This window comes from Mesorhizobium sp. P2_D1 (assembly GCF_056404455.1).
On sequence record NZ_JBFUDZ010000016.1, the window covers coordinates 111,287 to 122,676 of the forward strand.

General features: G+C 63.0%; 15 protein-coding genes. 10 read left to right on the forward strand and 5 right to left on the reverse strand.

Annotation, left to right across the window (positions count from 1 at the left end):
- Nucleotides 1–83 precede the first annotated feature (83 nt).
- The 7 genes from AC1D0I_RS14445 (at nucleotide 84) to AC1D0I_RS14475 (ending at nucleotide 6,246) form a co-directional block, all read left to right on the forward strand.
- The gene (locus AC1D0I_RS14445; protein ID WP_184876143.1) at nucleotides 84–713 is read left to right on the forward strand and encodes a J domain-containing protein; all 630 of its coding nucleotides are present in this window, start codon (nucleotides 84–86) and stop codon (nucleotides 711–713) included.
- Nucleotides 714–836: 123 nt separating this feature from the next.
- Complete coding sequence (gene cobS / locus AC1D0I_RS14450) at nucleotides 837–1,823, forward strand: cobaltochelatase subunit CobS (RefSeq protein WP_095084912.1); 987 nt, start codon at nucleotides 837–839, stop codon at nucleotides 1,821–1,823.
- 9 nt (nucleotides 1,824–1,832) lie between these two features.
- Entirely contained in the window at nucleotides 1,833–2,288 is a 456-nt protein-coding gene (locus AC1D0I_RS14455) for a hypothetical protein (RefSeq protein WP_477395842.1), read from the forward strand.
- A 10-nt stretch (nucleotides 2,289–2,298) separates the two neighbouring features.
- Nucleotides 2,299–4,197 carry a cobaltochelatase subunit CobT gene (cobT, locus tag AC1D0I_RS14460; protein ID WP_477395844.1) on the forward strand — a complete coding sequence of 633 codons (1,899 nt, stop codon included), beginning with the start codon at nucleotides 2,299–2,301 and terminating at the stop codon, nucleotides 4,195–4,197.
- Nucleotides 4,194–5,222 (forward strand): esterase-like activity of phytase family protein, encoded by a 1,029-nt coding sequence (locus AC1D0I_RS14465; RefSeq protein ID WP_477395846.1) that lies wholly within the window; start codon nucleotides 4,194–4,196, stop codon nucleotides 5,220–5,222. The genes cobT and AC1D0I_RS14465 overlap by 4 nt, the downstream gene beginning before the upstream one ends.
- 173 nt (nucleotides 5,223–5,395) lie before the next feature.
- Nucleotides 5,396–5,764 carry an ArsR/SmtB family transcription factor gene (locus AC1D0I_RS14470; protein WP_457152079.1) on the forward strand — a complete coding sequence of 123 codons (369 nt, stop codon included), beginning with the start codon at nucleotides 5,396–5,398 and terminating at the stop codon, nucleotides 5,762–5,764.
- Nucleotides 5,761–6,246 (forward strand): SRPBCC family protein, encoded by a 486-nt coding sequence (locus AC1D0I_RS14475; RefSeq protein WP_477395848.1) that lies wholly within the window; start codon nucleotides 5,761–5,763, stop codon nucleotides 6,244–6,246. Before AC1D0I_RS14470 ends, AC1D0I_RS14475 begins: the two co-directional genes overlap by 4 nt.
- Before the next feature lie 24 nt (nucleotides 6,247–6,270).
- Here the strand turns inward: AC1D0I_RS14475 and AC1D0I_RS14480 are convergent, their stop codons facing one another.
- From AC1D0I_RS14480 to rpmB, 3 genes are all read right to left on the reverse strand, one after another.
- Nucleotides 6,271–6,951 (reverse strand): spermidine synthase, encoded by a 681-nt coding sequence (locus tag AC1D0I_RS14480; protein ID WP_477395850.1) that lies wholly within the window; start codon nucleotides 6,949–6,951, stop codon nucleotides 6,271–6,273.
- A gap of 40 nt (nucleotides 6,952–6,991) precedes the next feature.
- Nucleotides 6,992–7,672, reverse strand: a complete 681-nt coding sequence (locus AC1D0I_RS14485; RefSeq protein WP_095084906.1) for a queuosine precursor transporter — start codon at nucleotides 7,670–7,672, stop codon at nucleotides 6,992–6,994.
- A gap of 137 nt (nucleotides 7,673–7,809) precedes the next feature.
- Nucleotides 7,810–8,106, reverse strand: coding sequence for a 50S ribosomal protein L28 (rpmB, locus tag AC1D0I_RS14490; RefSeq protein WP_091585249.1), 297 nt, complete (start codon nucleotides 8,104–8,106; stop codon nucleotides 7,810–7,812).
- Between the two features lie 257 nt (nucleotides 8,107–8,363).
- On the opposite strand from rpmB, the gene AC1D0I_RS14495 reads away from it, so the two are divergent.
- Genes AC1D0I_RS14495 through AC1D0I_RS14505 form a run of 3 tightly spaced genes read left to right on the forward strand, consistent with a single transcriptional unit; the run spans nucleotide 8,364 to nucleotide 10,765 of the window.
- Complete coding sequence (locus AC1D0I_RS14495; protein ID WP_477395852.1) at nucleotides 8,364–9,152, forward strand: DUF3108 domain-containing protein; 789 nt, start codon at nucleotides 8,364–8,366, stop codon at nucleotides 9,150–9,152.
- Nucleotides 9,153–9,200: 48 nt separating this feature from the next.
- The gene (gene yddG, locus AC1D0I_RS14500; protein ID WP_477395853.1) at nucleotides 9,201–10,094 is read left to right on the forward strand and encodes an aromatic amino acid exporter YddG; all 894 of its coding nucleotides are present in this window, start codon (nucleotides 9,201–9,203) and stop codon (nucleotides 10,092–10,094) included.
- Nucleotides 10,091–10,765 carry a lysoplasmalogenase gene (locus AC1D0I_RS14505; RefSeq protein WP_457152071.1) on the forward strand — a complete coding sequence of 225 codons (675 nt, stop codon included), beginning with the start codon at nucleotides 10,091–10,093 and terminating at the stop codon, nucleotides 10,763–10,765. Before yddG ends, AC1D0I_RS14505 begins: the two co-directional genes overlap by 4 nt.
- On the opposite strand, the gene AC1D0I_RS14510 is transcribed toward AC1D0I_RS14505, so the two are convergent.
- Both AC1D0I_RS14510 and AC1D0I_RS14515 read right to left on the reverse strand, forming a co-directional pair.
- Nucleotides 10,762–11,208, reverse strand: a complete 447-nt coding sequence (locus tag AC1D0I_RS14510; RefSeq protein ID WP_095084901.1) for a cupin domain-containing protein — start codon at nucleotides 11,206–11,208, stop codon at nucleotides 10,762–10,764. The two genes, AC1D0I_RS14505 and AC1D0I_RS14510, sit on opposite strands and share 4 nt — an antisense overlap.
- A gap of 25 nt (nucleotides 11,209–11,233) precedes the next feature.
- The coding region (locus AC1D0I_RS14515; protein ID WP_477395867.1) for a hydroxyacylglutathione hydrolase C-terminal domain-containing protein at nucleotides 11,234–11,390 on the reverse strand (157 nt) is incomplete at its 5' end.

Sequence of the window (11,390 nt, forward strand, 5' to 3'; positions counted from 1 at the left end):
CCTGCTTTATGCCGCGATTCAGCGGTTAGGGCGATCATCGCGAAAATGTCAATTCTTGTTTCGCATTTGCGAACGCCCCATAAATGGGTGAGATGAAGCCGTATCCCAAATATTTCGAGAAGATTCGCATCCGCCCTGAGAAGGATGCGGAGCTGAAGTCGCACTCGCCGATCTGCCAGTGGGACGGCTGCAAGGAAGCGGGCACCCATCGTGCGCCRGTCGGGCGCATGAAGGAGGGCGAGTATTTCCGCTTCTGCTTCGACCATGTGCGCGAGTACAACAAGGGCTTCAACTATTTCTCCGGTGTGCCGGACACCGAGGTCGCGCGCTTCCAGAAGGAAGCCATGACCGGCCACCGGCCGACCTGGAAGATGGGCGTCAACGGCGCCTCGACGCGTTCGTCGCCGGATGTAGCCCAGATGCGCTCGGGCCGCGCCGGCTACTATAATCGCATGCGCGACCCATTCGACCTGTTCAAGGGGCCAAAGGATCCGCGCGAGGCGCGCGAGCGCAAGGCCAAGCCGCTTGAGGCCAAGGCGCTGGAAACGCTTGGCCTTGATACAAAGGCGACTGGCAAGGAGATCAAGGCGCGCTATAAGGAACTGGTGAAGCGTCATCATCCGGATGCGAATGGTGGCGACCGAGGTTCGGAAGACCGGTTCCGCGATGTGCTGCAGGCTTATCGCGTGCTCAAACAGGCGGGCCTGTGCTGAGCGACCATACGGTTCGTGTCGTTTTCCAACTTTCATAAGGTTGGAAAAGGCTCTAAGACCGCCCCCGGACAAAATCGATTGCCGGCGAAATCAGGATTTTCGCCCGTGGAGACGTTGAGAGATATGAACAAGGTCGATCGCGACATCGCCAACCTGCCCGACACGACGGTGTCGGTGAAGGAGAAATTCGGGTTCGAGTCCAAGATGGTGGTGCCGGCCTATTCGGTGACCAGCGAGCATGTACCCGACATCGATCCGGACTATCTGTTCGACAAGAACACGACGATGGCGATCCTTGCAGGCTTTGCCTACAACCGCCGCGTCATGGTGTCGGGCTATCACGGCACCGGCAAGTCGACCCATATCGAACAGGTCGCCGCCCGCCTCAACTGGCCATGCGTGCGCGTCAACCTCGACAGCCATGTCAGCCGTATCGATCTCGTCGGCAAGGACGCGATCGTCGTCAAGGACGGCTTGCAGATCACCGAATTCCGCGACGGCATCCTGCCCTGGGCCTACCAGCACAATGTCGCGCTCTGCTTCGACGAGTATGACGCCGGCCGTCCGGATGTGATGTTCGTCATCCAGCGCGTGCTGGAATCGTCGGGCCGGCTGACGCTGCTCGACCAGAGCCGGGTCATCCGTCCGCATCCAGCCTTCCGGCTGTTCTCGACCGCCAACACGGTGGGCCTGGGCGATACAACCGGCCTCTATCACGGCACCCAGCAGATCAACCAGGCGCAGATGGACCGCTGGTCGATCGTCACCACGCTGAACTATTTGCCGCACGACAATGAAGTGAACATCGTGCTGGCCAAGGCCAAGCACTATCGCGACGGCAAGGGCAAGGACATCGTCAACAAGATGGTGCGCGTCGCCGACATGACGCGGTCGGCCTTCATCAATGGCGATCTGTCGACCGTGATGAGCCCGCGTACGGTCATCACCTGGGCCGAGAATGCCGAGATATTCGGCAATATCGGCATGGCGTTCCGGCTGACCTTCCTCAACAAGTGCGACGAGTTGGAGCGTTCGGTGGTTGCCGAGTTCTACCAGCGCGCCTTTGGCGAGGATTTGCCGGAATCAGCTGCCAATGTGGTGCTGGGGTGAAACCACCTTATGGGAACAGCCCGCCGGACGTTCCTGTGGAGTTTTTCAATCCTGAGTATTGGTATCTGTCAGGCAGCCATGGCCCAGAACGAACCATTCAAACCTGGGCAGATTTGGACTTACCATGGAGCGACTCCGGTATCATCGCGCTTGATCATAGGCGCGGTCGATAATTTGGAGGGCGAAAGCCAGCTGATCGTTTCGATTTCAGTCACTGATGCGCCGATACCCAATGATGGAAAGCAGCTACAAACCGTTCCTCACCTCCCTATGGCCGCCAACGTCCTGAAAGAGAGTGTGGTTGAACTTGAGGGGACTGGTCCAATTCCTGCTGGCTTTGATCACGGATACAGGCTGTGGCGACAGGCATATGACAGCGGAAAGGGCGGCTACTTTACAATCTCGGTGGAAGAGATTGTCGGCATCCTACGCACCCAGCTTGGCCAACAGCCAGCGGTGAAATAGAGAATAGATAATGGCGGGTCCGGGCGACAATACGCGCAACAAGTCGAAGACGGGGTCTGAAGCCGACAGCTTCAAGCGTGCCGTCACCGTCTGCATGCGCGCCATCGCCGGCGACAAGGAGCTTGAAGTCGGCTTTGCCAAGGATAGGCCGGCACTTGCGGGCAGCCGCGCCCGGCTGCCCGAACTGCCGAAGAAGGCGTCCAAGGCCGACATCGCCATCACCCGAGGCCTCGGCGATTCCATGGCGCTGAAGCGCGCCTGCCATGACGTGCGCATCCACACCAAGCTAGCGCCAGAGGGCAAACAGGCCCGCGCCGTCTACGACGCGGTCGAGCAGGCCCGCGTCGAGGCGATCGGCAGCCGCGCCATGCAAGGCGTCGCCGACAATATCGGCTCGATGCTGGAGGACAAATACGCCAAGGCCAACCTCGTCGACGTCAAGGACAAGGTCGACGCGCCGATCGAGGAAGCACTGGCGCTGATGGTGCGCGAGAAGCTGACCGGCCGTCCGATCCCGAAGAGCGGCGAGCGCCTGGTCGAGCTGTGGCGGCCTTGGGTCGAGGAAAAGGCCAGCGCCGATCTCGACGGTCTCTCGGCCAAGCTCGACGACCAGCAGGCATTCGCCCGCGTCGTGCGCGAGATGCTTGCCTCCATGGAAATGGCCGAGGAACTCGGCGACGACCAAGAGACCGAAGACTCCGAGGACAATGACGACAACCAGCCGCAAGGCGAGGAACAGAGCGAGGAGGGCGGCGAAGAGGATTTCGGCTCCGAACAGTCGCAGTCCGAGGATGCCGAGGCGTCCGCCGATGACGAGCAATCCGCCGAGACCGAAGCCTCCGACGCCACCGCCGACGACCTGTCCGACGATGACGATGCGGATGCCGAGACGCCCGGCGAGGCGCGCCGCAACGACAATCCCTTCACCAATCTGCCGAAGGAAATCGACTACAAGGTCTTCACCACCGCTTTCGACGAGACGGTCGGCGCCGAGGAGCTTTGCGAAGAGGAAGAGCTCGACCGGCTGCGCGCGTTCCTCGACAAGCAGCTTGCCAATCTGTCCGGCGTCGTCGGGCGGCTGGCCAACCGGCTGCAGCGGCGGCTCATGGCGCAGCAGAACCGGTCGTGGGATTTCGACCTGGAAGAAGGCTACCTCGACCCGGCGCGCCTGGTGCGCGTCGTCATCGACCCGATGCAGCCATTGTCCTTCAAGCAGGAACGCGACACCAAGTTCCGCGACACGGTGGTGACGCTGGTGCTCGACAATTCCGGCTCGATGCGCGGCCGGCCGATCACGGTCGCCGCCACCTGCGCCGACATCCTGGCGCGCACGCTGGAACGCTGCGGCGTCTCGGTCGAGATCCTCGGCTTTACCACCCGAGCCTGGAAAGGCGGCCAGGCGCGCGAGAAATGGCTGAAGGACGGCAAGCCGCCGAACCCCGGCCGGCTCAACGATTTGCGCCACATCATCTACAAATCCGCCGATCATCCGTGGCGGCGGGCACGGCGCAATCTCGGCCTGATGATGCGTGAGGGCCTGCTCAAGGAAAACATCGACGGCGAGGCGCTGCTGTGGGCGCACAACCGGCTGATCGCGCGGCCTGAACAGCGCAAGATCCTGATGATGATCTCGGACGGCGCGCCAGTCGACGATTCGACGCTGTCGGTCAATCCGGGCAATTATCTCGAGCGCCATCTACGCGCCGTCATCGAACTGATCGAGACGCGCTCGCCTGTGGAGTTGCTGGCCATCGGCATCGGCCATGACGTCACCCGCTATTACAGGCGCGCCGTCACCATCGTCGACGCCGAGGAACTGGCCGGCGCCATGACCGAGYAACTGGCCTCGCTGTTCGCCGAGGAAAGCGCGCGCGACACGCGGCGCGGCGGCATGCGGCGCGCCGGATGATCTTTTCGCGCGGCGGCTTCCAGCAGACGCTTTTCGCCGCCATCGCCCTATTTGCCGGCGCGGCTCCAGTGCTGGCCGGTTCGCCCGACTCGACCTCAGTTGAATCGGTCGAAATCTCGGCCCGCCCGATCACCGAATTCCAAATCGGCCGCGCCGACAAACAGTTCGGCCCATTCGAATTCGTCGGCGGCCTGGAAATGACCTCGCCGACYCGCGATTTCGGGGCGCTGTCGGCCTTCCGCTTTCTCAAAGGCGGCAGCGATTTCATCGGCGTCGCTGACACAGGCTTCTGGTTCTTCGGAACGGTGGTCCGCGACGCCAACAAGCGGCCGTCCGGCATCCAGAATTTCCGCATCCAGCAGATGGTCGACGAAGCGGGGCGAGCGATCGACGAGAAGTGGGAGGTCGACGCCGAAGGCCTCGCCGTCAAGGACGGCATCGCCACTGTCGGCTTCGAGCGCAGCCATCACGTCGCCCAGTTCAAGATCGACCCCAACGATATGAAGGCGCCGTTCAAGCAGCTGGATTTCCTGGTGCCGGCCCGGGAACTGCGCCAGAACCGCGGTTTCGAGACCGTCACCCACGCCAATGCAAACGGCCAGCATGAGGGCGGGCTGGTGGTGGTCTCCGAAAAGAGCCTCGACAAAGCCGGCAACATCTATGCCGCCATCATCGAAGGGCCGCACAAGGGCGTGTTTACCGTCAAGCGCAACGGCGACTTCGACATCACCGACGGCGCCTTCCTGCCGGATGGTGACCTGCTGTTGCTGGAGCGCAGCTTCTCGATGGCCCGCGGCGTCAAGATGCGGCTGCGGCGCATTTATGGCGAAAGCGTCGAGAAGGGCGCCGTCGCCGACGGGCCGGTGCTGCTGGAGGCCGACATGGGCTACCAGATCGACAATATGGAAGGGCTCGACGTCTGGACCCGCGACGACGGCGCGCTGATGGTGTCGCTGGTCTCCGACGACAACCACTCGATCCTGCAGCGCAATCTCTATCTGGAATTTATTCTCCATCAGGATTGAGCAACGCCTCACAAGCTGACAGTCGCCATTAATTTTCGATGACGCGACTGACCTGCTCCGCATTTTCCCTGCCAAGTCATTGACATTGAACGGTTTTCTAGCCGCTCGGTCGCGCCTCAAAATGCTTTAGTCTAGACTTGACAATTGATGACGCCGCCGCAATACTCAAGTCCATGCTTAACTATTCCGAGATCGACAGCATCTTGCGGGCTCTGGTCGAGCCCACCCGCCGCCAGATCCTGGAAAAATTAAGCCGCGGACCAGCCACCGTCAGCCAGCTGGCGGAGCCGTTCGGCATGACGTTCGCCGCCGTGCTGCAACATCTGCAGGTGCTGGAAGCCTGCGGGCTGATCCGCAGCGAAAAGATCGGACGGGTACGCACCTGCCGGATCGAACCCGGCGGGCTTGCCCCGCTCGCCGACTGGATTGCTGAACGCCGCATACCGGCGGAACGTCAGCTCGACCGACTTGGCCAGATCCTGGCCGACACAGATCAATCGCCCCCGAAAGTTCAAGATCAGGAAAAGGACGAACAGACATGAACCAAATCGCCCCCGTGAAAGACGAGCATTCCGTCATCCACTCCGCGTTCACCATCGAGAGGACCTATCCGCAATCGCCGCCCCAAGTCTTCCATGCCTTCGCCGACAAGGCGACTGTGCGGCGCTGGCGGATCGATGGCGATGGTTTTGCCATCGCCGAATTTAGCTTCGACTTCCGCGTCGGCGGTGGCGAGGTGTCGCGATTCAGCTATGCCGGCGGTCCGGAGATCAGGCTCGACGCGCAGTTCCAGGACATCGTTGTCGATCAGCGCATCGTGTTCTCCTACAGGATGGCGATCGGGCCCCAGCCAATGTCGGCATCCCTCACCACCGTCGAGCTGACCCCCTCGGGCAGTGGCACGCGGCTGACCTATACCGAGCAGGGCGCGTTTTTCGACGGTGTCGATTCCGCGAAAGGGCGGGAAGAGGGGACACGCGGGCTGTTGGAAGCCCTTGCCGCGGAACTCCAGAAGTCGAGGTAGACCGGACCGCGGCCCGGCTCTCGCTCAGGATCGTGGGCCGTTGGTGGCCATCCAGATGACATGGCGCGCGCCGCGCTTGCCGTTGGCGCGCGTGTTGATCTCCTCGACCGCAAAGCCAGCCTGCTTCAGGCGCCGCGTGAAGCCGCCGTCGGGGCCTTGCGACCACACCGCCAGGACACCGCCCGGCTTGAGGGCGGTGCGCGCGGCTCCCAGCCCCTGCAGGCTGTAAAGCGCGTCGTTGGACTTGTGGACGATGCCTTGCGGGCCGTTGTCGACATCGAGCAGGATGGCGTCCCAGGCTGCCGGCTCGGACCGTATCAACTGGCCGACGTTGGTTTCCTCGACCGTGACGCGCGGATCGTCAAGGCAGCCGCCAAACACCTCGGCCATTTGGCCGCGTGCCCAGGCGACGACCGTCGGCACCAGCTCCGCAACGACGATGCTGGCATCATTGCCGAGTTCGGCGAGGGCGGCGCGCAAGGTAAAACCCATGCCGAGCCCGCCGATCAGCATTCTCGGCCGCCGATGGTCGGCAATCCTTTGGCAAGACAGTTTTGCCAGCGCTTGCTCGGAGCCGCTGAGGCGGCTGTTCATCAGCTCATTGGTGCCGAGCATGATCGAGAATTCGGAACCGCGCCGCTTGAGGCGAAGTTCTTGTTGGCCGTCTGGTGTCTTTGCCGAATCGAGCTGGACCCAGGGGATCACGGGCTTTCTTTCTGTTTGGCGTGATCTTATCCGAAACGGCCTAGACCGCGACAGCCGGCTGGCTCCAGCGGGCGGCGAGCAGCCGGTAGGGGATGAGCGCCACAATGGCGATGATCAGCTTCACACTGAGGTCGCCGAGCGCCCAGGAGATCCAGCGCATAGCGTCGACATGGAACACACCCATCAGCGGTGCGGTTTCGAGCGCGAAACTGTCGTTGGGACCAGCAAAGGCGAAAGCGGCAGAGAAAGCGACGGTAAAGAACACGGCGGTGTCGAACACCGAGCCGACCAGCGTGCCGACGATCGGCGCCCGCCACCAGCTTTGCCGGCGCAGCCGGTTGAACACGGTGACGTCAAGCAATTGCGCGCAGAGGAACGCAGCACCTGACGCCGCGGCGATGCGCACCAGCCGGTCGGCCGCGGTCTCGAATTCGATCAGGCCGTGGCGGAACAGGAAGGGCGGGACGAGGATCGAGCAGATGACGGCAGTCATGAAGCCGACAAAGACGATCCTGCGCGCCACGGCAGGCCCGTAGCGGCGGTTGGCGAGATCGGTGACCAGGAACGAGAAGGGATAGGTGAAGGCGCCCCAGGTCAAAAGGTCGGCCAGCGACAGGCCGCCGATCTGCCCTTGCATCGGGAACTGCACGAGAATGTTCGATGCCACGACGACAAGCGCCATGGCGGCCACGAAGGGCAGGTATCGCGAGAAGGAACTCATTTTTTTATCCTGGGTAATGGAACCAGCGGAGCGTTATTCCGAAACCGAATCACGCTCGCTTTGTTTGAGCATCGGAAGCCACTTTGAAAGGCTTGGATCCGATGCCCAAGGCGGTCGTCCCCCGCCTTTAAACGATGTTAGGCAGCAGGCTGATCGGCAAGCTTCTTGGCGATCTGCTTCTTCAACAGACGCGCGCGCTGCGACAGTTCCTTGACGTCGGCCTTGGCCAGGAAGGCATCCAGACCGCCGCGATGTTCGACCGAACGCAGGGCGTTGGCGGAAATGCGCAGGCGCACGTTCTGGTTCAGCGCTTCCGAGATCAGCGTCACATTGACGAGGTTCGGCAGGAAGCGACGCTTGGTCTTGTTGTTGGCGTGGCTCACATTGTTGCCGGACATGACTGCCTTGGCAGTGAGTTCGCAGGTGCGGGACATAGTTCTAACCTTCAGTTCTCGGGTCTGCCAAACCTTTATGCCCACGCCGGGTGGCGCGCGGTTCTGGTCAGGCGGCCTTATGGAAAAAGTTGGCGTTCCATAGTTGCATTTCACCGGTGCGTCAAGCTCCGGCATGCCCACGGACGCGCCCGGCATTTCATATTAAGGCCGGAATTCATCCTATAAGCGGTCTGACAGGGACATGCCAGCCCCGGAGTTGCCCGCCTCCGGCCAAGAATCAAGGACCCGATGCCGCCATGCTTCGTTCCTCTCACGCCCTTGCTGCCATGCTCGCCATCGCCTTGCCGTCCGCCGCCACAGCTGCCTCGCGGCAGTCGTTTAAGGGCGAGTACATCGTGTCATTTTTTGGTCTTTCGATAGCGAAATCAACGTTTTCCAGCCACTATGAGAACGGCGCCTACGCGATCGAAGGCAGCGTCAGAGCTGCCGGTCTCGCCAAGCTGTTCGACGATACCCAGGGCACGGTCTCGTCCAAAGGCACGATCTCGGGCAAGAAGATGGTGCCGCAGGCGTTTCGTGCCGATTACACCTCCGGCAAGAAGGCATCGGTGGTCGATATCCGCTTTGCCAATGGCACGGTCACCTCGACGCAGGTCATCCCGGCGCCGGACAAGCGCGATCCCAAGAGCTGGGTGCCGATTGGCACCGGCGACCTGGCATCGGTGCTCGATCCGATGGCCGCCACGGTCATCCACGCCGACAGCCTAGACCAGGTCTGCGGCCGCACGGTGAAATTCTATGATGGCGAGATGCGCGCCGACCTGACGCTGACCTACGCGTCGAAAGGCACGATCTCGGTGCCCGGTTACAAGGGCGATACCATCACCTGCCGGATGGGCTTCGACCCGGTGGCGGGCTACCGCAAGGGCCGCAAGGCGCTCAACTACCTGAAGGACCGCAGCCGCATGATGGTGACGTTTGCGCCGCTCGGCCAAACCGGCGTATATGCGCCGATCCACGCCACGGTCGGAACGCAGATCGGCACCTTGACCATCAGCGCCAGGCGTTTCGAAGCGGTACAATAGGTCAGGCGCGCCACTGAGGACAGAATGGGGCGCACCACTGGAGACAGAATGGGGCGCGCTACACTCATCGGTTTTTCGGCGGTCGCCATGTGGGCGCTGCTGGCGCTGCTTACGGATGCCTCCGGCCAAGTGCCGCCGTTCCTGTTGTCGGCAATCACGTTTTCGATCGGCACCGGGGTCGGGCTTGTCGCGCGGCTGGTCATGCCGGCCCCCGACAAGAGCCAGAAGATACCGCCGCAGGTTTGGCTGATCGGCATTGCCGGCCTGTTCGGCTACCACTTCTTCTACTTCACCGCGCTGCGCAATGCGCCGGCGGTGGAGGCGAGCCTGATCGCCTATCTGTGGCCGCTGCTGATCGTGCTTGGCTCGGCGCTGATGCCGGGCGAGCGCCTGGCCTGGAACCATGTCGTCGGCGCGCTGCTTGGCCTTGCCGGCACCGTGCTGATCGTCACCAAAGGGGGCGGCCTCGCCTTCGATGCCCGCTACGCCTTCGGCTATGCCATGGCCGCCGTCTGTGCGGTGCTGTGGTCGTCCTATTCGCTTCTGTCGCGGCGCTTCCCGTCGGTGCCGACCAGCATCGTCACCTGGTTCTGCGCCGCCACCGCGGTGCTGTCGCTCGGTTGCCACCTGGCGCTGGAACAAACCGTGCTGCCGAACGGTGCCGGCCAGTGGCTGGCCGTGCTCGGGCTCGGCCTGATGCCGGTCGGCGCGGCCTTCTACGCCTGGGATATCGGCGTCAAGCGCGGCAACATCCAGGTGCTCGGCGCGGCAAGCTATGCGGCGGCGCTGTTGTCGACGCTGGTGCTGATCGCGGCCGGCGTCGCCGAGCCGTCGCTGCGCATCCTCGCCGCCTGCGTGCTCATCACCGGCGGGGCGGCGCTGGCGGCAAAATCGCTGTTTCTGCGGAAGCCGGTCGTGACCGAAAGCGGAGCCAAGGCATGACGATGCCGTTTGCAGGCGGCATCGACGCCAATGCGAATGCTACGTTGATCTTTTCGCTGGTGGCGGCGGTGATCTACGCCTTCATATCAGGCATGCCGCCGACGCTCGCCCGCTCGGCGGCAAAGACACTCGCCGTGGCGATGCTTGCCGTGCTGGCGGCGCTGCAAGGCGGCCCGCTGCTGCTGGTCATCGCCCTTGCGCTCAGCGCCGCTGGCGATGCCTTCCTGTCGCGCGACGGCGAAAGGGCCTTTCTCGGCGGGTTGGCCAGTTTTCTCGTCGCCCACATCGTCTATGTCGCGCTGTTCCTGCGCAGTGGGGGCGGCCTGGAGTTGCTTGGCGCCGAGTCGTGGCGCGGGGCGATCGCGCTGGCGATGGCGGTGTTCGCGATCGTCATGCTGGCGGCGCTCTGGCGGCGTGTCGGTCCGGGCTTGCGCGTTCCGATCATCGTCTATATCGCGGCCATCCTCGCCATGGGCGTTTCGGCGCTGACGACAGGCAGCGTCTCGATTGTCGGCGGCGCGCTGCTGTTCATGGCATCGGACGGGCTGCTCGCCACGGAAAAATTCCTGGTGGCCGCCATATCGCCACACCGCGTCTGGATGCGTTTGGCCGTCTGGGGTCTCTACTACGCCGCCCAACTGGCGATCACCCTAGGATTCCTGCTGAGCTAGGGGTTCTTGCTGAGTTGGGGTTGTTTCGGCTGCCAGCCGGGCTCGGCCAGCTCGAAGGTGGCGAACTCAAAGCCCGGTGCGACGGTGCAGCCGACCAGGGTCCATTCGCCCAGGCTGCGCGCCGATTGCCACCAGCCTGCCGGCACGACGATCTGCGGCCGCTCGCCCGCCGCCAGGTCGATGCCGAGCACCTGCTCGAACACGGCGCCATCTTCCTCACTCATCGACAGCGCCAGCGGGGCGCCGGCGTGGAAATGCCAGACCTCGGTGGCGTCCTTGACCCGGTGCCAGGCCGAAACCTGGTGCTGCTCCAAAAGGAAATAGATCGCGGTCGAATGGCCGCGCGCGCCGCCGGCGCCGTCGCGAAAGGTCTCCGCATACCAGCCGCCCTCCGGATGTGGCTTCAGACCGAGGATCGCGATGATTTCGGCTGCGCTGGTCATGGGTTCCGGACCATCCTGTCTTTGTTTAGAAATTATCCTTGCGCTTGCGGATTTCGGCGAACACCTCGGCGTCCGAAGCTTTCTCCAGCCCAAGATGCTTGCGGATCGCTGGGTCGTGCCAGCGCAGGAACGGATTGGTCGACAGTTCCTCGCCGAGCGTCGTCGGCAGCGTCGGCTTGCTG